Origin of the sequence: Sphingomonas sp. R647 (assembly GCF_020177055.1) — a bacterium.
Lineage (GTDB): Bacteria > Pseudomonadota > Alphaproteobacteria > Sphingomonadales > Sphingomonadaceae > Sphingomonas.
Map to the genome: position 1 here is coordinate 90,268 of NZ_JAIQXT010000010.1, position 19,809 is coordinate 110,076.

15 protein-coding genes and 2 tRNA genes are annotated in these 19,809 nt (G+C 65.8%); 5 read left to right on the plus strand and 12 right to left on the minus strand.

What is annotated here, in order from left to right; genetic code table 11:
- Window positions 1-175: 175 nt before the first annotated feature.
- Both K9B35_RS19735 and K9B35_RS19740 read left to right on the plus strand, forming a co-directional pair.
- Window positions 176-2,287 carry a TonB-dependent siderophore receptor gene (locus K9B35_RS19735; RefSeq protein WP_224923721.1) on the plus strand — a complete coding sequence of 704 codons (2,112 nt, stop codon included), beginning with the start codon at window positions 176-178 and terminating at the stop codon, window positions 2,285-2,287.
- A 68-nt stretch (window positions 2,288-2,355) separates the two neighbouring features.
- Window positions 2,356-4,095, plus strand: coding sequence for an amidohydrolase (locus K9B35_RS19740; RefSeq protein WP_224923722.1), 1,740 nt, complete (start codon window positions 2,356-2,358; stop codon window positions 4,093-4,095).
- Window positions 4,096-4,186: 91 nt separating this feature from the next.
- Here the strand turns inward: K9B35_RS19740 and K9B35_RS19745 are convergent, their stop codons facing one another.
- From K9B35_RS19745 to K9B35_RS19755, 3 genes are all read right to left on the minus strand, one after another.
- The gene (locus tag K9B35_RS19745) at window positions 4,187-5,059 is read right to left on the minus strand and encodes an alpha/beta hydrolase (RefSeq protein ID WP_224923723.1); all 873 of its coding nucleotides are present in this window, start codon (window positions 5,057-5,059) and stop codon (window positions 4,187-4,189) included.
- A gap of 102 nt (window positions 5,060-5,161) precedes the next feature.
- Window positions 5,162-6,550, minus strand: coding sequence for an amidase family protein (locus K9B35_RS19750; protein ID WP_318245992.1), 1,389 nt, complete (start codon window positions 6,548-6,550; stop codon window positions 5,162-5,164).
- Window positions 6,551-6,628: 78 nt separating this feature from the next.
- The gene (locus K9B35_RS19755; RefSeq protein WP_263622776.1) at window positions 6,629-7,666 is read right to left on the minus strand and encodes an ornithine cyclodeaminase; all 1,038 of its coding nucleotides are present in this window, start codon (window positions 7,664-7,666) and stop codon (window positions 6,629-6,631) included.
- A 145-nt stretch (window positions 7,667-7,811) separates the two neighbouring features.
- Here K9B35_RS19755 and K9B35_RS19760 point away from each other — a divergent pair, with 145 nt between their 5' ends.
- Window positions 7,812-8,231 carry an Lrp/AsnC family transcriptional regulator gene (locus K9B35_RS19760; protein ID WP_224923725.1) on the plus strand — a complete coding sequence of 140 codons (420 nt, stop codon included), beginning with the start codon at window positions 7,812-7,814 and terminating at the stop codon, window positions 8,229-8,231.
- On the opposite strand, the gene K9B35_RS19765 is transcribed toward K9B35_RS19760, so the two are convergent.
- From K9B35_RS19765 to K9B35_RS19780, 4 genes are all read right to left on the minus strand, one after another.
- On the minus strand, window positions 8,228-9,541 hold the full coding sequence (locus K9B35_RS19765) for an MFS transporter (RefSeq protein ID WP_224923726.1): 1,314 nt from the start codon (window positions 9,539-9,541) through the stop codon (window positions 8,228-8,230). The genes K9B35_RS19760 and K9B35_RS19765 overlap by 4 nt on opposite strands.
- Window positions 9,542-9,743: 202 nt before the next feature.
- Window positions 9,744-10,472: an IclR family transcriptional regulator gene (locus K9B35_RS19770; RefSeq protein ID WP_224923727.1), complete on the minus strand. Its 729-nt coding sequence runs from the start codon at window positions 10,470-10,472 to the stop codon at window positions 9,744-9,746.
- Window positions 10,473-10,502: 30 nt separating this feature from the next.
- Window positions 10,503-11,267 (minus strand): SDR family NAD(P)-dependent oxidoreductase, encoded by a 765-nt coding sequence (locus tag K9B35_RS19775; protein WP_224923728.1) that lies wholly within the window; start codon window positions 11,265-11,267, stop codon window positions 10,503-10,505.
- Between the two features lie 11 nt (window positions 11,268-11,278).
- Window positions 11,279-12,760 carry an aldehyde dehydrogenase gene (locus K9B35_RS19780; protein WP_224923729.1) on the minus strand — a complete coding sequence of 494 codons (1,482 nt, stop codon included), beginning with the start codon at window positions 12,758-12,760 and terminating at the stop codon, window positions 11,279-11,281.
- A 76-nt stretch (window positions 12,761-12,836) separates the two neighbouring features.
- Here K9B35_RS19780 and K9B35_RS19785 point away from each other — a divergent pair, with 76 nt between their 5' ends.
- Window positions 12,837-14,027, plus strand: coding sequence for a CaiB/BaiF CoA transferase family protein (locus tag K9B35_RS19785; RefSeq protein ID WP_224923730.1), 1,191 nt, complete (start codon window positions 12,837-12,839; stop codon window positions 14,025-14,027).
- 45 nt (window positions 14,028-14,072) lie between these two features.
- Here the strand turns inward: K9B35_RS19785 and K9B35_RS19790 are convergent, their stop codons facing one another.
- The 5 genes from K9B35_RS19790 to K9B35_RS19810 form a co-directional block, all read right to left on the minus strand.
- Window positions 14,073-15,314 carry a tyrosine-type recombinase/integrase gene (locus K9B35_RS19790; protein ID WP_224923731.1) on the minus strand — a complete coding sequence of 414 codons (1,242 nt, stop codon included), beginning with the start codon at window positions 15,312-15,314 and terminating at the stop codon, window positions 14,073-14,075.
- Between the two features lie 213 nt (window positions 15,315-15,527).
- Window positions 15,528-15,604, minus strand: a tRNA-Pro gene (locus tag K9B35_RS19795).
- A 46-nt stretch (window positions 15,605-15,650) separates the two neighbouring features.
- A tRNA-Ile gene (locus K9B35_RS19800) sits at window positions 15,651-15,727 on the minus strand.
- Window positions 15,728-15,746: 19 nt separating this feature from the next.
- On the minus strand, window positions 15,747-16,787 hold the full coding sequence (locus tag K9B35_RS19805) for a WalW protein (RefSeq protein WP_224923732.1): 1,041 nt from the start codon (window positions 16,785-16,787) through the stop codon (window positions 15,747-15,749).
- 10 nt (window positions 16,788-16,797) lie between these two features.
- Window positions 16,798-19,029 (minus strand): sensor histidine kinase, encoded by a 2,232-nt coding sequence (locus tag K9B35_RS19810; protein ID WP_224923733.1) that lies wholly within the window; start codon window positions 19,027-19,029, stop codon window positions 16,798-16,800.
- Window positions 19,030-19,221: 192 nt separating this feature from the next.
- Here K9B35_RS19810 and K9B35_RS19815 point away from each other — a divergent pair, with 192 nt between their 5' ends.
- The gene (locus K9B35_RS19815) at window positions 19,222-19,683 is read left to right on the plus strand and encodes an Lrp/AsnC family transcriptional regulator (protein ID WP_224923734.1); all 462 of its coding nucleotides are present in this window, start codon (window positions 19,222-19,224) and stop codon (window positions 19,681-19,683) included.
- Window positions 19,684-19,809 lie beyond the last annotated feature (126 nt).

Sequence of the window (19,809 nt, forward strand, 5' to 3'; positions counted from 1 at the left end):
ATCGCCCCTTCCCCCACCCGCCTTACCCGCTTACCCATCTTCCCCGCCACTTACCCTGAAAACCGCATGGTTCCCGGCGTGACATGGGTTTGAATGCAATCGGGAGGATTGGCGCCGCCACCGGACAGAAACGGGGCCGCCGACCAATACACATGCTCGGGGAAGGGTTCAGACAATGAGGAAGCACCACGAAGTTCAGACCAAGGCCGGCACCCGCGCAATGCGCCGGATCGCCCTGCTTACGGCCTGTTGCGCGATTGCCCTGCCCGGCCTCGCCGCGGCGCAGGACGCTGGCGAGACCGAGGATGACGTGACGGTCATCGGCACGCGCGCGCAGAGCGGCACCAAGACCGACACGGAACTCACCGAAGTCCCGCAATCGATCAGCATCATCTCCGCCCAGGAGTTCAATGATCGTGCAGCGGTGAACCTGCAGGACATCATCCGCTATAGTGCAGGCGCCAGCAGCGAGCTGAACGGCGTCGACACGCGCGGCGATTTCCTGGCGGTGCGCGGCACCGGGGCCGAGCAGTATCTCGACGGTCTGAACCGCATGCCCGGCTTCATCTATGGCGGACGGATCGAGATCTTCACGGTCGAGAGCGCGGAGCTCGTGCGCGGCCCGGCGTCGACGCTGTATGGCGGCGGCGGTGCGGGCGGCATCCTCAATTCGATCAGCAAAAAGCCGCAGACGACGTTCGGCGGCGAGATCGGGGTGATGGGCGGCACCGACGACTATAAGCAGCTTCAGCTCGACGTCACCGGCCCGCTGGCCGATGGCGTGTCCGCGCGCCTCGTTGGCCTGGTCCGCGACGCCGACCTGCAACAAAAGGGGCAGAAGAACGACCGCATCGTCGTGATGCCGTCGGTCACGCTGCGGCCCGGCGCCGACACCGAAGTGACCTTTATCGGCCTGTATCAGCGCGACAAGCTGGGCAGCCAGACCTATCTGCCGACCAGCAAGACCATCGACGGCAGCGGCGCGACCAAAATCTCCGACGACTTCTATCTCGGCGAGCCGGACTTCAACCACACTTTTGCCGACCATTATGCGCTGACGATGCTGATCTCGCACCGCTTCAGCGACGCGCTCGCGCTCAACAGCCGCACCCGCGCATTCGAGCAGGATACGGACTATCAGGAGGTGTTCGGCTATACCGGGTTCGGCGGCGCCTATGCCGATGCCGGGCGGACGGTCGCCAACCGCGCCTGGTATCTGAACCGCGCCAAATATTCGGGCCTCAGCAGCGATAACAATGTCGTGCTGAGCTTCAGCACCGGCCCGCTCGAGCATCAGATCCTCGCCGGCTTCGACTATACCGAGTTCCGCGAGGACAAGGAGGAAGGCTTCGGCGCGGCGCCCGGCCTCAACCTCTACAACCCGGTGTATGGCGTGCCCTTTGCCACCGGTGTGGGCTGGATGACCGATACCAAGAATACCCAGCTCGGCTTTTACGCGCAGGAACAGATCCGCGCATGGGACCGCGTCTCCCTAGTATTCGGCGCGCGCCACGACAAGGTGAAGTCGAACGTCAACGGGTTCCAGAACCCCGACAACGAGGCGTGGACGTTCCGCGCCGGGATCATCGGCGATATCGTGAAGGGCGTGTCGCCTTACTTCAACTATTCGGAATCCTTCCTGCCGGTGTTCGGGTCGAACTTCTTCGGCGTCGCCTATGTCCCGCGCACCGGGCGGCAGTATGAAGCAGGCATCAAGTTTCAGCCCAATTCGCGCATGCTGCTGAGCATTGCTGCGTATGACATCGAGGAAAACAACGTCCTGATCGCTGACCCGGATGAGCTTCAGAACTTCATCCAGGGCGGATCGACGCGGTCGCGCGGGATCGAGGCGGAAGCGAAGATCAAGCTGCCCGGCGCGTTCGACCTGACCGCATCGTACAGCTACATCCGTGCAGAGTATCTGGTGGTCGATGGCCGACAGCGCGGTGACCGGCGCGAGAATCTGCCCGAGCATCAGGCATCGGCGTGGGCGACCAAGAGCTTCGATCTGGGCGGCGATCTGCGCGCGAAGATCGGCGGCGGCGTGCGTTACCAGAGCGACAAGGTCAGCTTCGATCAGCTCTACACGATCGATCCGGTGACGCTGTTCGATGCGATGGCCGAACTCAGCTACGGCAAATGGTCGCTGTCGGTAAACGCCGCGAACCTGAGCAACGAGCGGGTCTACACCAATTGCAGCTATGACAGCTCGCCGACGGTGCAGGAGGGGTATTGCTATCTCGGCAAGGACCGCACCGTGCTGGCGTCGCTGCGCCGCAAGTTCTGACAACCAACAATCCGGGCCGGGGCCATGATGCGGTTCCCGGCCCCTTTCTGCTTACCGGAAGGACGATGATGCCAACCGCCGCCACCCTGACCGCCCGGCTGACCCTTGGCCTGTTGCTCGCATCCGGCGCGACCGGAGCGGCGTTTGCGGGGCAAGACCGCGCCCCGGCGGACACGATCATCACCAATGCGCGCGTCTACACGGTCGACACGGCACGGCCCTGGGCGGAGGCGGTGGCGATCCGCGATGGCAAGATCGTCGCGGTCGGGACCAGGGCGACGGTCGAACGGCTGAAGGGAAGCACCACTCGCGTGGTCGACCTGGGCGGGCGGCTGATCATGCCGGCATTCGGCGACGCGCACGCCCACCCCTTGTTCGGGGCATTGTCGTTCACGCGCTGCTCGCTGCACAATGGCAAGTCGATCGAGGATTATCAGGCGATCATCCGCAAGTGCATCGCCGACAATCCCGGTACCGGCACCATCTACGGCGCGGGCTGGGAGGATTCGCTGTTCCCGCCCAATGGCGTTCCCCACAAGAAATATCTGGATGCCGTCTCGACCGATCGCCCGCTGATTTTCGATTCCGTGGGCGGACACACCAACTGGGTCAATTCAAAGGCGCTGGAACTGGCGGGCATCACCAAAGATACCCCCGATCCGGTCAACGGCAGCATCGACCGCGATCCCGCGACGGGCGAGCCGATCGGTGGATTGCAGGAATCCGCTCAGCGCCTGATGCAGGCCCTGATCCCGCCGGTGACCGACAAGAACATCCAGGACTCGGTCAAATACACCGCCAAACTCTTCAACAGCCTCGGCATCGTCAGCTGGAACGACGCCGGGGTGGCCTGGGAAGAGGACGGCAGCAGCGCGATGATCGACGCGTACAAGGCGGTTCGCGACGCGGGCGAGCTGACCAGCTACGTTACCGTGTCGCTGACCTGGAAGAACGACAAGGGAATGGAGCAGCTGCCCGGCCTGCTCAAGGCCGCGGCGCGGGGCAACGCGCTGGGCGTGCCGACGCATACGGTCAAATTCTATGTCGACGGCGTGATCCCGCAAAAAACCGCGTACATGATCTCCCCCTATGAACACAGCCATGAACATGGCAGCGCACAAGTGTCACCCGAGACGCTGAAACAAGCGGTGAGCGCAGTCGATTCACGCGGCATGCACGCGTTCCTCCACGCGATCGGCGACAATGGCGTGCGCATCTCGCTCGACGCAATCGAGGCGGCCCGCACCGCGAACGGCAAGAAGCCGACCCATCACATGGTGACGCATCTGAACGTGGTCGATCCGGCGGACCAGCCGCGCTTCGGCAAGCTCGATACCTTTGCGCAGTTCCAGCCGACCTGGTCGTCCTGGTACCCCTATATGGAGCTGACCGAACAGGCGATCGGCAAGGAGCGGATGAAGCACATCTACCCCGCCGGGAGCATCGTGCGCATGGGCGGCAAACTGGCTTATGGTGCCGATTGGCCAGTGGCCACGGCCAACCCGCTGGAGGGGCTGGAGGTCGCGATGACCCGCCGCACCGCCGGCGACCCCGCTGCCCGCCCACTGATCGCCGAAGAGGGGGTCACGCTCGAGCAGGCGATCGAAAGCCACACGCTCAACGTCGCCTATGTCAACGGCTTCGACAAGGTGACCGGGTCGATCACGCCGGGCAAGAATGCCGACCTGATCGTCCTTGACCGCGACCTGTTCAAGATCCCCACGCATGAGATCGGCAAGACCAAGGTGCTGGTAACGCTGTTCAAGGGGAAAGCAGTCTATGGGGCGCTGGAGGCGGCAGGAAAGTAAGTCGCCCAGCCCCATCGGCAATCCCTCTAAATACATAGGGCCACCCCGGCACGACGCCGGGGTGGCCCTTATCATTTGGCGTAGCGATCGCCTAAGGCCAGGTTAGCGCGAAGCGCAGTGTGTCGGTGACAGCACGCGCGGGGACGGTCATATGACCTTCGTCCTTGTAGACGATCGACTGGACGCGCAGGCCTTGCGCGGAGAGCGGCTCCATCCGCCTGGCGAATGTCTCCGCGTCCCAACGCTCAAGGATCGCCTCCTCGCGCTCGCCCGAGACGACGAGCAGCCGTGCGACCTGCCCGCCCTTCCCTGCCTGCAGCCGTGCGACAAATTCGCGCTCCTCACGCAGCGTCAGCGCTTCGTGCCAGAACAGCGACGGGCTGGCGGCGATGATCGCGTGAAAGGCTTGCGGCCGAGTAAACAGCGTGTGCGCGGCGAACAGGCCGCCGAGCGAGTGGCCGAACAGCGACTGACGCGCGGGGTTGGTCTTGTAGCGCTTGCCGATCTCGGTCCGCAGCTCGCCGGTCAGGAAGTCAAGAAACCGGTCCCAGCCGCCATTCTTCTCCTTGGCGTATTTGGCGTAGGCCAGCGAGGTGGTCGGCGCCCCGGTGAAATCGTCGATCCGGCGCACGTCATAGGCCTGATCGGTCGGATAGCCGACACCGACCACGATCATCTCCTGCCCCTTGGTCCACCCGATCATCCGGCGGGTTTCGGCGAAGCTGGCGAACAGCGCGTTGCCGTCGACTACATAGAGGACGGGAAAGCCGCCCTCGGGCGCCTCCCCCTCGGGATAGGACACGAAGATGCGATAGGTCGCGCCATGCTGGGCGCGCATGTCCCACGTTGCGGTGAACGGCATGGTATAGCCCGCTGCTGCCGGCGCCGTCTGCGCGTGTGCAGCAGCGGGCGTCAGCATGCCTGCAGCCGCGCACAGACCCATCATCGCAACCCGTCTGATCATCGCTTCATCCTCCAGCCCGATATGTCGATTGCGACAGGCTAGGGTGAACGCGCATGGATCGGCAAACCCCGGTTCCGGGTAAGGCGACAACCTTCCGGGTAATCAGCCCGGAAAGGCGATCGACGGCCAGCGATCACCCCAAGGCGCGGCGACCTCAAGCTCCCGGCCCAGCGCCAGCAGCAGATCATCGCCCCCAAGGTCGGCGGAGACCATCACGCCTACCGGGAGGCCATCGTCGTTGTGGCCAAGAGGGAGCGAAATACTGGGGGCACCGGTCATGTTGTGGAGCGGCGTATAGTTGACGAAGCCGAACAGCGCGTCGAACAGCGCGTCGGTTGGCCGGGTCGGCGCAAGCTCGCCGAGCGGGGTGGCGACCGTCGCGGTCACCGGCGACAGGACGACGTCGTAGCTGGCGTGGAAAGCCGCCAGCGCGCGGCTGGCGCGGTCGATCTGCGCCAGCGCCTCGGCAAGCCGCTCGGGCGTGACCGTACCGCGACGCTCGGCGAGGCCAAGCGTCCAGGGCTCCAGGACCTCGGTCGCGCGGGCGCCATAATGATCGACGATCTCGCCGCCCAGATAATCCCACAAGGTCGTGAATCCCGCGCGCAATGCGGCGCGGTCGATCGGCTGCTGCGCCGGTTCGACTTGGTGACCGAGCGTCTCGCACAGCGCCGCTGCGCGATGTACCGCGTCGGCAACATCGGGCGAAGGCCCTGCGCCGTCGAGACCGGTGAGATCGAGCGCAATGCGAAGGCCCGGGCGCGAGGCGTCGTCCACCGCCTTGTCCGCCGGACGCAACAGGCGGGCAGCCCAGATCGTATCGCGCATCGAGCGTCCATACAGGCCGTCTGAACACAGAATGTCATCCACCAGATTGTGCGCACGCGCGCGGACGTTCCAGCCACGGCTGGGCTTGAAGCCGACGATCCCGCAATTGGCAGCGGGGATCCGGATTGACCCGCCTGCGTCGCTGGCGGTGGCAAAAGGCACGAGCCCTGCCGCCACCGCTGCCGCCGCGCCGCTGCTCGATCCGCCCGAACTGCGGCTCAGATCCCACGGGTTTGCGGTCGGGCCGTACAGCGAACCTTCGCAACTGGCGTTGAGGCCGAATTCGGGCATGGTCGACATGCCGACCGGAATCAGCCCTGCCGCATCGAGCGCGCGGACGAGCGGGAAGGCGCGGGTCGCGACCTCCCCCTGTTTCGCGCGCGACCCGGCCTCGCATGGAAAACCGGGATATTCGAGCGAGGCTTTGAGCAGATAGGGAACGCCCGCCATCGGCACGGTCGGGTCGATCCGCGCGGCAGCGGCGCGGCCATGGTCAAACGCGCGCGCGGCGATCGCATTGATCGGGCCGTTCACCGCCTCGATGCGGGTGATCGCTGCCTCGACCGGCGCGTCGAGCGCGATTTGCCCCGTTCGCACCAGTTCGGCCTGGCCATGCCCGTCCAGCCGGGCGATCTCGTTTGCTGTTTCAATCCGCATTGTCATCTCTCTGTTCCAGCGTGGCGTGGCCCGTGCGTCCAGCCTGTCACCCGTTTTTGCGCAGCCCTTACCCGCTGGCGCGGGTCAGGCGGCGCGCGCCTGCGCCACTGGAGCCGCGACCAGTCCGAACAGGTCGCGCGCGTCGGTCGGCGCGGTGATGAGGTCGAGCACTTCGAAGATGCCGGTTTCGCGCGCGAGATCACGAAACAGGCGGAGCGCGGCGAAATCCTCGATCGCAAAGCCGACCGAGTCGAACAGGGTGATCTCATCCTGGCGCGTCCGCCCCGGGGCCTGGCCCGCGATCACGCGCCAGATTTCGGTGACCGGGAAATCGGCGGGCATCTGCTGAATCTCCCCCTCGATCCGCGTCTGTTCGGGCAGTTCAACAAAGACGCTGGCGCGCTCGAGGATGTCGCGGTGCAATTCGGTCTTGCCGGGGCAATCGCCGCCGACCGCGTTCAGATGGACGCCCGCACCGACCATGTTGGGCGAGACGATCGTCGCATGCGCCTTGTCCGCAGTCACGGTAGTGATGATGTCCGCGCCCATCACCGCGCTGCTCGCATCGTCGCAAGCTTCGACGCGTATGCCCCGCCCGGCCATGTTGCGCATGAACTTGGCGGTCGCAGCAGGATAGACGTCGTGGACGCGGAGCCGGTCGATGCCGAGCAGGGCATGGAACGCCATCGCCTGAAATTCCGACTGCGCGCCAAGGCCGACGATCGCCATGGTCCGCGCGTCCTCGCGCGCCAGATGCCGGGCTGCGAGCGCGGACATGGCGGCGGTGCGCAGCGCGGTAAGGATCGTCATTTCGGACAGGAACAACGGATAGCCCGTCGCGACATCTGCCATCAGGCCGATCGCCACGACCGTCTGCAATCCTTTTTCAAAATTGCGCGGATGACCGTTCACATATTTGAAGGCGTAAAGCGCGTCGTCCTGCGTCGGCATCAGCTCGATCACGCCGCCCGGGCTGTGGCTGGCAAGACGCGGGGTGCGCTCGAATTCCTCCCATCGCGTGAAGTCGGACTCGAGATATCCCGCCATGCGGGTCAGGACGGTTTCGATCCCGACCTGTTCCACGATGCGCGCCACCTGACGGACCCCAACGAACTCGACCATGCCTGCCTCCCTGTTTGTCCTGGACAAGCTAAAGCGGGGCCGTGCGGACGCGACAGACGCATGCTGCGCAACCTCACCCATGTTTCTGGGCAAGTTACCCGGCGCAGTCGGGCAATTTGTACAGCGGTCGTGCTAGGTCGCAGCGATGTACGAACTCGACGACCTCGACCGCCGACTGATTGCCGCGTTGCGCGAGGACGCGCGGATGCCGATCACCCGCCTCGCCGCAGTCCTGAAGGTTTCGCGCACCACGGCGCAGGCGCGGCTCGACCGGCTGCTGGACAGCGGCGCGGTGCTGGGCTTCACAATCCGTGCGCGGCACGACCGCAACAGCATCCGCGCGATCATGATGATCGAGATCGAGGGGCGATCGACCAGTCAGATTATCCGGCGGCTGCGCGGATTTCCCGAGTTGATCGCGCTGCACACCACCAATGGCGGGTGGGACATGGTCGCGGAGATCGAGGCTGCGGGGATCGGCGACTTCGATCGCATCCTGCGAGAGGTGCGGCAAATCGAGGGCGTGCTGAACAGCGAGACCAGCCTGTTGCTGAGCAGCCTTTAGGTCTTCGCGCGGCGCTGTGCCCAGGGGAGCAGCAGTACCATCATTGCTGCGATCAGCCCGCCAAGCCCCATGGTCAGCGATACGACGAGCAGGCTGCTCCCGCCCGCGAACAGCGCGCCGGCCACCACCGGGCCGAGTGCAGATCCTCCGCGCCCGACCCCGATAACGAAGCCGGTGCCGCTCGCGCGCAACGCCGCCGGGTAGGTCTGCGCCAAGATCGGGTAGAGGCCGACGACGCCGGCATTGATGAAGAAGGCGGCGATCGCGGCAGTCAGCGACAGGCGCATGAGGTCCGCGCCCGCCAGCCCGAACGCGCCGATCGCGACGAAGCCGACGAGCATCGAACCGGCGACCAGCGGGCGCAGTTCGAACCGCTGGCTGGCAAGGCCGATGACAACCGCGCCGGTCAGGTTGCCGACATTGGCCCAGACCAGCACCCCGCCCGCCTGCGCCGCGTCGAAACCGAGATCCACGACGATCTTCGGGATCCATTTCTGGATGTAGTAGAAAAACAGGATCTGCGCGAAGTAGGCGACCGTCAGCAGGATCGTGACCCCGGCATAGCTGCGCGAGAACAGCGATCCGATCGACGGTTTGACGCGCTGTGCGGGCGGCGGCGGCAGGGCCTCGACCCGTGCGTGGCCAAGGCGGCCCAGCGTCCGGTTAACGGCCTCCAGCGCACCGGCCGGTCGCCGCGCGACCAGCGATTCGATCGACTCCGGCAGCGTGAAGATGGCGAGCGGGATGGCGACGGTGCTCGCCACCGCGCCCAGCATGAACACCGATCGCCAGTCACCGGTCGAGGCGAGCAGCGCGGAGGCGACCAGCCCGCCGAGGATCGCACCGGTCGAATACCCGGCGATGTTGAGCGCGACGTTGAGTCCGCGCCGTTTGTCGTTGGAGAATTCTGCGACCATCGCGCTGGTCGACGACAGCATCCCGCCAATACCGATGCCGGTGACGAAACGGATGACCGACAACATCATCACGTCGCGCGCGAATGCGGCGGCCAGCATGCCCGCGGCCATCACGATCAGACAGCCCAGGATGGTCGGCCGCCGCCCGATCCGATCGGCGACATTGCCAATCACGACCGATCCCGCCGCCATCCCGAGCAACTCCATCGACAACACCACGCCCAATGTCGCCCGATCGATCCCCCATTCCGCCGCGATGCCGGGCGCGGCAAAGCTGATCGCCAGCACATCGAACCCGTCGAGCGCGTTGAGCGCGATGCACAGGGCGACCACGGCGACCTGGCGCCAGTGCATTGGCGCGGCGGCGATCGCCGCGCGAGGATCGAGGGTCATGTCGCTCTCCTGAAAGACGCGTTCGCGCGTGCCGTTATGCGTTCATTCCTCCCCTGCCCCGCAGGGGAAGTGCCATCGCCAAGCGATGACGCAGGGGCGGCCGCGCGGGCAGCGGTACGGCCGGCAAGGAACACCGTCGTTTGCGCGGTGGCCCCTTCACCGCCCTGGGCGGTCCCCCTCCCCGTGCCGGGGAGGAATTGATCTACTTCAGCCGCTTCAGCCGATCCGCGACCACCGCAGCCATCTCGGCGCGCCGATCCAGGCAGCGCGAAACCGGGCCTACCACCACCACCGACAGCAACCGCTCCTCGCCGGGCAGCGGCATCGCGATGCCCGCCAAGTCCGGGGTATATTCGGTGTTGCTCTGGTGCCAGCCCATCGCCTGCGCCTCGGCCAGTCGCGCCTCGACCGCTTCCGGGCTGGCTGGAGTCGTCGGCGCATAGGCGACGAAGTCGATCTTGCGGTACAGCTTCTCCCGCTCCGCGCGCGGCATTTGCGACAACAGCGCGCGGCCTGCCGAGGTGGCGTGGATCGGCACCCGATCGCCGACCCGCGCGAAATAGCGCACGGGCTGGCGCGATTCCGCCACATCGACAAAGGTCGCGAAGATGCCCGCCGGGGCCGAGATCGCTGCCGTCTCGCCGGTCGCCTCCATCAGATCGCGGGCCAGCGAGTGGAATTGCTCGGGCAAAGGCTCGGCATCGGTCACCGCCTGCGCCAGCGTCAGCCAGCGCGGGCTGGGATAATAGCCGCCGCGGGTCCGCGGTTCGTAGAGATAGCCCATGCCGGCAAGCGTGCCGATCAGCTTGAACGTGCTCGAGCGCGGCCAGCCAAGATCGTCCGCCATCTCCGCCGGGGTGGCCGGCTTCAGACGGCGTGCGAAATACTCCAGAATCTCGAGCGCGTTGGCGGCTTGGCGGACGGTGGTCATAGCCTGATGTCTCGCCCCCGCCGCCCACTGTCAACGCGCCGTGAAGCCGCCATCAACCGGCAATGCGACGCCGGTGACGAAGCTCGCCTCGTCCGACGCCAGCCACAGCGCTGCGTCGGCGATCTCGCCCGCCTGCACCAGCCGTCCCATCGGCACATTGGCGATCAGCTTCGCCTCGTTCGCCGCGGCCTCGGCGGGATCGCCGCTACGCCCGGTAAAACCGGTCTTCATCGGCGTGTCGGCAAGGCCGGGGCACACCACATTGACGCGGATGCCGTCGGCGGCAAGCGCGAGCGCGAGGCTCTTGGTCAGCCCCACCACGCCCCATTTCGCGGCGGAATAGATCGGACTCATCATCGACCCGACCAGCCCCGAGACCGACGCAGTGAAGATGATCGAGCCGCCGCCGCGCGCTCGCATATATTGCGCGACCTGCCCTGCACCGAGCGCGGCCGCAGTGACGTTGAGATCGATCGCGCGGCGATAGGCATCGAGGTCGAGAGTCTCGACCGATGCCGGGCCGGGCATGCCGGCATGCGCCCACAGGATGTCGGCACCACCCAGCCATTGCGCGGCGGCGTGGATGCTGCCCTTTGCCTGTTCGGGATCGAGCAGGTCGGCGGGAATGCCGGTCACCTTGTCCGCGCCGAATTCGGCGACGACGCCCTCAAGCGCCTCCGCACTAATGTCGATCGCGGCGACCCGTGCGCCCTCGCGCACAAAGCGCTCGACGCCTGCGCGGCCCATGCCGGATGCTGCGGCGGTGACGATGGCGAGCTTGCCGTTCAGGCGCATGTACTGGGTCCTCAGCTTGCGAAAGGATCGGGGAATTTCCCGGTGGTGGAGATGATCGTGGTCTTGGTTTCGAGAAACGGGTCGAGCCCCTCGATGCCGTTCTCGCGGCCCCACCCGCTTTGCTTCACCCCGCCATAGGGGGTGGACCAGCGGATGTAGCGATAGGTGTTGACCCAGACCATGCCGGCCTCAATCCGCGCTGCCACGCGATGCGCGCGCCCGGTGTCTGACGACCACAGGCCGGCGGCCAGGCCATAGGGGGTGGAGTTGGCGATTCTCACTGCCTCATCCTCGCCATCAAACGGGATGATTGCGGCGACGGGGCCGAAGATTTCCTCCTGCGCGATCCGCATGTCGGCGCGCACATCGGCAAAGACGGTCGGCTCGACGAAATAGCCACCCGCCAGCCCGTCGCGATCGATGCGGTTGCCGCCGGTGACCAGTTGCGCGCCTTCGGCCCGTCCGATGCCGACATAGGATAAAGTCTTGTCGAGCTGCTGCGCATGCGCCTGCGGACCCATATGCGTGGCGGGGTCGAGCGGCATGCCGACCCGCACCCGCCCGGCGCGCTCGCGAAACGCCTCGACGACCTGAGTATAGACCGGGCGCTCGACCAGCACGCGGCTGCCGAGCGCGCAGCTTTGCCCGCATAATGCCCAGGCTGAGCCGGTCGCGGCGTTAAGCGCGTTCTCCAAATCCGCGTCGGCGAAGATGATGTGCGGCGCCTTGCCGCCAAGCTCGAAGGTGCAGCGGGTGAGCGTATCGGCGCCCGCCTTGAGGATCGTCTTGGCGGTCGATCCCTCGCCGGTGAAGCTGATCTTGGCGACATCGGGATGCGCGACCAGGTGCGCGCCCGCGACGGTGCCATCGCCAGGAACGACATTGACCACGCCAGGCGGGAACCCTGCCGCCTCGAACAGCTTTGCCAACGCGAGCGAGGACGCGGGGGTGGATTCCGCAGGCTTCAGCACGACGGTGCAGCCCGCTGCCAGCGCAGGCCCCAGCTTCCATGCTGCCGCCATCATCGGCACGTTCCAGGGCGTGATCGCGCCCACCACTCCGACCGGATGCCGGGTGGTGAAGGCATGCACGCTGTCGTCCATCGGAATGGTCCGCCCGCCAAGCTTGTCGGCGAGCGAGGCGAACCAGTGATAATAGTGCGCGTGCAGCCCGATATCGCCGCGCGATTCGCGCACCGCACGGCCATTGTCGCGCGTCTCGATCTGCGCCAGCGCGTCGACCTGCGTTGCGTAGAGATCGGCGAACTTGCGCAACAGCGCCGCGCGCTCCCACGGCGGCATCCGGCGCCATGGCCCGGTGAACGCAGCCTTCGCCGCAGCCACCGCGCGATCGATGTCCGCCGCGCCGCCCCAGGCGACATCGCCCCACGGCTCGCCGGTCGCCGGATCAATGCTCGGCCGCACCCCGCCGTCGATCGGCGCAACCCACTCACCGCCGATGAACAGCCTGTCGAAGCGAAACCCGTCGAACATCCCGACTCCATAATTTCTATTTGTGGACTTATTTGTCCCTGTATAGAAATTGAAGTCAAGAGAGGGAGACGGGTAAATGCTGCCACTGCTCGAGGGTATCCGGGTGATCGAAGTGGGCGCGGTGGTGCTCGGGCCCTATGCGGGCCAGATTCTTGCGGACCTGGGCGCCGAGGTGATCAAGGTCGAACCGCTGGAGGGTGATATCGCGCGCCATGCCCATCCCACGGGGCCGAGTGGCGGGGCGCTGTTCGTCAACAACAATCGCAACAAGAAGATGCTCGCGCTCGACCTCAAATCGGCAGACGGGCGCGCTGCGCTGGCCAGACTGATCGAGACCGCCGACGTGGTCTTCCACAATATGCGGGTAGATGCGGCGGAGCGGTTGGAACTGAGCTTCGAAGCGGTCGCCGCGATCAACCCGCGCATCATCCATTGCGCGGCGATCGGCTTTGGCCAGCGCGGCCGCTATCGCAATCGCCCCGCGTTCGATGACATTATCCAGGCGGCGAGCGGCATTGCAGGGCTGGGCACCGTGACGGGGGGCGACCCGCGCTTCGTGCCGACCATATTGGCAGACAAGGTGGCCGCACTGCACGCGGTCTATGGCATCCTCGCCGCGCTCGTTGCGCGGGGAAACGGGCGCGAGGGACCGATCCAGGTCGAGGTGCCGATGTTCGAGGCACTGGCAGCCTTTCTGCTCAACGAACATCTCGCTGCGGCGACCTTCGAAGCGGACGGCACGGTCGGCTACCCGCGCATCCTGTCCCCCAATCGCCGCCCGTTCCGCACCGCCGACGGATGGATCGCGGTGCTCCCCTATACGGACCGCCAATGGCGCGCCTTCCTGACCGAGGTCGGGCGAGACGACGTGATTGCACAAGACTGGTTCGCCGACTCGGCGCAGCGCCCTGCGCATGTCGACACACTGTATGCACTAGTCGCCGAGACGCTGCCCGCGCGGACCACCGATGCATGGATCGCGGCGCTGGAGGCGCGCGACGTGCCCTGTTCACGGATCGCAGAACTGGACGACCTGCTGACCGATCCGCATCTGGCCGAAATCGGCTTTTTCGACGTGCCAGAACACTATCCCGAAGGGATTGCCCGCGCCCTGCCCCAGCCCGTGGTGTACAATGGGGTTGCGCCGTCCCTCGACAAGCCACCGCGCGCGCTCGGCGCAGATAGCCGTCAGGTGCTGCAAGAGTGTGGGCTCGACGAGGAGCAGATCGAGCGCCTCATCCGCAGGGGCGTGGTACGGGAAGGATAGCCCGGGGCGACACTTCAATCGAGGCCGGCTGCGCAGGCTGGAACCCTAGACCTTCGCGTTCATGCTTCTTGTCTCAGCCGCATCGAGATAGTCAGCCCACCATTCCATCATCTTGCGGCGGTGGCTGAGATAGCGCGCAGAATTGTAGGCCGCACGGACACCCCTCGGGGTATGCGCCAGCTGATTCTCAATCCAGTCGGGCTCGAACAGCCCGCTCTCGTTGAGCACAGTGCTGGCCAACCCTCTAAAGCCGTGCACAGTGGCTTTGCCGCGCAGACCGATCCGATACATGATGTCGAGCATTCGGTTTTCGCTGATCGTGCCCGTCTTCGATGTCGGCACCGGAAACAGGAAGCGCCCGAACTTCATGTTGCCCGCCGCGAGGTAGACGTTGGCTCGACGAATCTCGTCGAGCATCTTCACCGCCTGGCGAGGGAGGGGCACGAGGTGCTCTGAACGCATCTTCATGCGCTCGGGCGGGATGCGCCACATCGGTTCCTCAGTATCAAGGCCCTCGAATTCCGACCATTCGGCGAACCGGGTTTCCTGCGATCGCACCATCGTGAGGATCGTCCAGCGGAGCGCGAGATGACTCATGCGGTCGCCACCATCAACGTTCAGCTGCACGAAGAAGTCCGGCAAGTCCTTGCTCGCCACCTTGGCGCGATGCTGCTTGGGCTTCGGCTTCGCCATAGCTGGCGCCAGATCGCGACACGGGTCGCTTTGGCACCGTCCATCCGGGATCGCGTACCGAAACACTTCGCTGCAGTGATTCTTGACGCGATGCGCCATCTCGATCGAACCGCGCTTCTCGATAGCTCTGAGGGCCTCCAGCATCTGGCGCGGCGTAATGGTCTCGATGGGTTGGCGTCCGATGATCGGGAATATGTCGGCTTTCATCCGGCGCATGAGCACGCCGGCGTAGCGCGGTGACCAGCTGAGAAGCCGCGTTTCGTACCACTCCATTGCCACAGCCTCGAAACTGTCGGGCGGCGGTTCATCGGGAGACAGCGCACGACGCTGTTTCGGGGGCTTGGGGCGCGCATTCGGCTCGAGGCCAAGAAGGAGCTGAGCCTTGATCGCGGCACGCCAATCGCGGGCCTGGCGCAAGCTGACGGTGGGGTATGACCCGCCCGAGAAGAATTTCTGCTTGCCGTTGACGGTGCAACCGAGGCTCCAGAATTTGCCTCCGTTGGGTTTGACGAAAATGAACAGCCCGCCACCATCAGAGCGCTTATAGGGCTTGGGGCCAGGCTTGAGGGCTTTGAGTGCGATATCTGTCAGCATCTCGGGTACTCCAGCGCATCCTGCACCTTGGTACCGTTCTTGGTACTTCGCTTGGTACAGCGTGATCGATACCAAGAAACTGGCTAAAAGTTGCATGGGCTGCAAGTCCAGCCCCTGGGACCCAGAGAGACGCTAAGCTCTTGTTTTTATTAGATATCAGAGGGGCGCTTGGGACGCTTTGAGGGGCCTTGGAACACCCTGCGAAAACGGTAATGGTCGGGGAGACAGGATTCGAACCTGCGACATCCTGCTCCCAAAGCAGGCGCGCTACCAGACTGCGCCACTCCCCGACGCGAGGGGGTCGCCTATACAGGTCTGAGCATAAAGGCAATGCGCTGGTGGGCCCGGCAGGACTTGAACCCGCAACCTAGCCGTTATGAGCGGCCAGCTCTAACCAATTGAGCTACAGGCCCCGCCAGCGCGACCCGCCGATTAAGGGCGATCCGCCGCTCCGGCAAGCGCTGCGAGTATCTGGTCGTGCGACGCGGGCGCGATGCCGAGCCGGTCGAGCAGCGCGAACGCCCGCTCCCACCAGCGGCGAAACCCGGCCAGCTCGCCCGCGTCGCGGACATAGGGCGTAAAGCCCGGCGCTGCGGACGGCGAATGATAGGAGAACATCAGCAGCCGCACGTCCGAATCGGCCGCCACCCGAATCGCGTCGAGCGCCAGGTCGATCGGCATGTCTTCAGGCGTCAGCGCGACGCGCGACGACAGTTTCAGCCGCGAGGCGATGCCCCGCCCACGCGGCACTCGGCCCAGCGCCTCATGCAACGCGATCCCGCCGCGCCGCAGTGCCCCGGTGTAAACGGTGGTCAGCGGGATCTCGATCAGATTGCCCTCTCCCGTCGCAAAGGCATGGTTGGGGATCGCGCGATAGTCCGGACCGCCCTCTGCGGCATAGCTATAGCCCGAGCGCATCGAGGTATCGACACGATAGTCCGCCGCCGCGAGCAGGCCGAGCGTGTCGGGCCCAAGGCCATAGCGCCCGGTCCGCATCATCACCGGCCGCCGCCCGAATGCGTCGGCAATCCCGTCGGTCAGCGCCGCGATTTTCGCCACCTGCAGATCGCGCGGAAGGTTGCCGAGGAAGCTGTTGCGCGGGCTCACCACTTCGTCATGCGGCGGGTTGACCCATGGGTGCAGCTGCGATCCAATCGCCGATCCGCCATCGGCCATCAGCGCCTTGAGAATGTCTACCGACCGCGCACAGCGCACGATCGGATCGTCGATCATATAGGTCGCCGGGACGCCATGATCGGCGAACAGCGCATGGATGCCGGGCAAGGCGTCCATCGCCCGCGTCCCCCGATTCTCGCGCGCCAGCGGCTGCGACCAGTCGAATTCTTCCTCGGTATCGACGAACACCGCAAAGCGCGTGCCGAAGCTGTCCGGCCACTGCACGGCGGCATCGGCTGGCGGTGCAGACGGCCGATAGCCGCCCGGTTCGGGCTGGGGTTGCGCTGCGCTATTCACAGGCGCTGGTTTAGCGCGCCTGTTCCAAAGACTTGGTTACCATCGCGGGTAGGTCGACCGTCACCGCTTCGGGCGTGATGGCCAGCGACCCGCCCAACTCGCGCGCGATGTTGCGGACTAGCCGCAGCGCAAAGCCGGTGCCGAGCAGCGCCGTATCCTCATGCTCGTCATCCAGGTCGAACAGCGTATCGCCGGTGTAGGCGGCGAGCGCTTCGGGCCGGTCAAACGCGATCGCGACCCGGCCGGCGTCCTCGCTCACCTGCACCCCGACCCGCTCGCCGTCACGCGCGGCGGACAACAGCGTCGCCAGGAGACGCGCCATCATCCGCTCGATCGCGCGCGCATCGCCGCGCACCACCGGATCATCGATCGGCAGCGAAATCCACGCACCCCGCATCTCGGCCAGCGCGGCCAGATCGTCGGCGATCCGCGAGAGCAACGGACGCAACGTCACTTCGCTCGATGCGAGCTTCAGCGCCGAAGCGTCGATCCGCGCCGCAATGTCCAAATCGTCGATCGCGGCGAGCAGCGCGCGCGCGTGCATGCGGATCGTCCCGGCACGCTCGCGATAGACCGGCGGCGCGTCACCCAGCATCTCGCGCTCAATCATCTCGGCAAAGCCCGCTATCGCATTGGTCGGCGTGCGCAGCTCATGCATCAGCTGCCGCAGCGAATCCGCAGCCGGGTTCGGCGGCGGCGGCGTGGTCACCACCGCGCTCTCTTCACGCCGTGGCCGACGCGCGGTGCCACGATAGCCCGAGAAGCGTCCGGTCGCGCGGTCGAACGCGGGCGCACCCGAAATCCGCCATTCCCCGGCAGCATCCGATTCGCCGACCACCATCAGCCGCGCGTCGCTGAACACCGCACGCTGGCGCAGCGCTCCGGCCGCCACGCCATCGGCGCGCGATGCTCCGCTCGATGCATTGAGTTCGAGCGACAGGCCGATCAGCGGCGCACGCGACACGCCCTCGACCCAGCGGATTACGCCCTGCTCGTCGGTTTCGAAGCGGAAGCCATCGACGCGCACCGGCATCGGCGTATGCGCAGCGCGCTCCTGCTGCAGCGTGTAGAAGGCGTCGATCCGCGCGACGACCTCGGCAATCTCGAACGGGCCAGCGGGCTCGGCGACCGCATCGTCCGGTCCGGCCGCATCGGCTTCCGAATTACCCAGAATGAAGGAATCATCCATGTCCGACGCCTGCCCGTCGTCCGACTCCGCGGCAAGGGGCAATGCGACGGACCGTTCGGCATCGGTCCCGCTTTGGGCCGTGGCGAGGCTGTCCTGGTCCTGACCTGCCCCAAGCGCCCGCGCGACCACCGGAATGCCGAGCGCCGCCGTTGCCAGCGACACGAAGGGCGAGATGTTGGCGGGCACCGCGCTGGGCTCGGCTTCCTGCTCAGGTTCAAGCTCGGTCTCAAGCTCAGGCTCAACGGCGACCGGCGCAGGCTCAACTTCCACCGCCGGCAGCACGACCGGATCGAGCACCGGACGCAGTCGCATGCGGATCCGCGATTCGACCTTCGCCACCGCATCCAGCACCGAATCCGCTTCCCCGATCGCAATCGGCTCGGCCTCCTCATCCTCCCGGATCACCCGAAGCGCGACGAGCGCGGGCGTATCGGCATGGGCGAGCTCGACCGGCTCAACCAACTCAGGGTCAGCCATGACAGGCACTTCGTCGACCGCTTCGACCGGCATCGGCTCGACTTGCTCCAGCGCAGGAGCCTCCTCGATCACAACCGGAGCCGCGTCGGAAACCGGCGCCTCCAGCACCTCCGCCTCGGCAGCGACCGGCTGAACATCCTCCGCGACCGCACCCGCTACAACGAAATCGACCGGCCCGAACGCCTCCAGCGCCCGCTCGATCCCCGGCGGAAGGTCACGGCGTCCGCGCAGCACCGATCGCGCCGCCGACGACATGCGCGGCAGCAGTTCGATCCACTCGCCCGACGCCAGCCGCGCCGAACGCAGCAGCGGGGCCGCCACCGAAATCTCGTCGAGCACGCACAATGCGACCAACGGCGCGGGTGGATTGGCATGCTCCAGCGCGCGGGCGCTCGCCGCGCGGACGCCGATCGGCACCTCGTCGCGAATCCGCCGAAGCAGGTTGAACGCGCGCGCATCCGCCGCTACCCGACGCCGGCCGATCAGGTCGACGATCTGACGCCACGCCGATGCCTTGCCGAATGATGTCGAAACATCGCCGGCCAGCACGGTTTCCAGGGTGTCGTCGTAACGCAAAAAACGGTCTGCCCAGTCGGGCCGGAAAATCGGCCGGTAAGGATTCCTTAACCCGCCCGAAGCCCCCGTGGAAACAGGAGAATTCGTCCCGAAAGCGTGCCGTCGCATAGTGGGACAATTGCGCTTGCCAGTAATTATATTATGTCTAACTCGCACAATGCGACCGAATCATGTGGCGCAGGGGAATCATCAATGGCTTTCGACGATATCGACCGGCAAATCATGGCGCATCTGCAGGATGATGGGCGCATGACCAATGTCGAGCTGGCCGATCGCGTCGGTTTAACCGCCCCGCCATGCCTGCGCCGCGTCCGCGCGCTGGAAGAAAAAGGTGCGATCCGCGGCTATCATGCCGATCTCGACCCCAATTGGCTGGGCTATTCGATCACCGTCTTCGCGATGGTCAGCCTCAAGAGCCAGGCCGAATCCGATCTCGAAGCGTTCGAGGCGCATGTCGCCGCGATCCCCGAGATTCGCGAATGCTATATGCTCAACGGCGATATCGACTTCATCCTCAAGATCGTCGCGCGCGACCTGGCGGGGTTCCAGCAGTTCCTCACGACCCGGCTGACCACTGCGCCCAACGTCGCGCATGTCCGCACGTCGCTGACCATCCGCACGTCGAAGTCGCACCCCGGCGTCCCGGTCGACTGAACAAAAAAGGGGCGGCACCACGGCCGCCCCTGTTCCCCAGCGTTGTTGGGCGGCACCGGCCCGCTCCCCCACCCGGCCACCCAACGACAGTGTATTCTCTGGGTGGCCGGGTGGGGGAGCGGGCCG

Excerpts from the sequence above, each read along its gene's own strand:
- K9B35_RS19735 (WP_224923721.1), top strand. The coding sequence starts at position 176 with ATGAGGAAGCACCACGAAGTTCAGACCAAGGCCGGCACCCGCGCAATG.
- K9B35_RS19740 (WP_224923722.1), top strand. The coding sequence starts at position 2,356 with ATGCCAACCGCCGCCACCCTGACCGCCCGGCTGACCCTTGGCCTGTTG.
- K9B35_RS19745 (WP_224923723.1), bottom strand. The coding sequence starts at position 5,059 with ATGATCAGACGGGTTGCGATGATGGGTCTGTGCGCGGCTGCAGGCATG.
- K9B35_RS19750 (WP_318245992.1), bottom strand. The coding sequence starts at position 6,550 with ATGACAATGCGGATTGAAACAGCAAACGAGATCGCCCGGCTGGACGGG.
- K9B35_RS19755 (WP_263622776.1), bottom strand. The coding sequence starts at position 7,666 with ATGGTCGAGTTCGTTGGGGTCCGTCAGGTGGCGCGCATCGTGGAACAG.
- K9B35_RS19760 (WP_224923725.1), top strand. The coding sequence starts at position 7,812 with ATGTACGAACTCGACGACCTCGACCGCCGACTGATTGCCGCGTTGCGC.
- K9B35_RS19765 (WP_224923726.1), bottom strand. The coding sequence starts at position 9,541 with ATGACCCTCGATCCTCGCGCGGCGATCGCCGCCGCGCCAATGCACTGG.
- K9B35_RS19770 (WP_224923727.1), bottom strand. The coding sequence starts at position 10,472 with ATGACCACCGTCCGCCAAGCCGCCAACGCGCTCGAGATTCTGGAGTAT.
- K9B35_RS19775 (WP_224923728.1), bottom strand. The coding sequence starts at position 11,267 with ATGCGCCTGAACGGCAAGCTCGCCATCGTCACCGCCGCAGCATCCGGC.
- K9B35_RS19780 (WP_224923729.1), bottom strand. The coding sequence starts at position 12,760 with ATGTTCGACGGGTTTCGCTTCGACAGGCTGTTCATCGGCGGTGAGTGG.
- K9B35_RS19785 (WP_224923730.1), top strand. The coding sequence starts at position 12,837 with ATGCTGCCACTGCTCGAGGGTATCCGGGTGATCGAAGTGGGCGCGGTG.
- K9B35_RS19790 (WP_224923731.1), bottom strand. The coding sequence starts at position 15,314 with ATGCTGACAGATATCGCACTCAAAGCCCTCAAGCCTGGCCCCAAGCCC.
- K9B35_RS19815 (WP_224923734.1), top strand. The coding sequence starts at position 19,222 with ATGGCTTTCGACGATATCGACCGGCAAATCATGGCGCATCTGCAGGAT.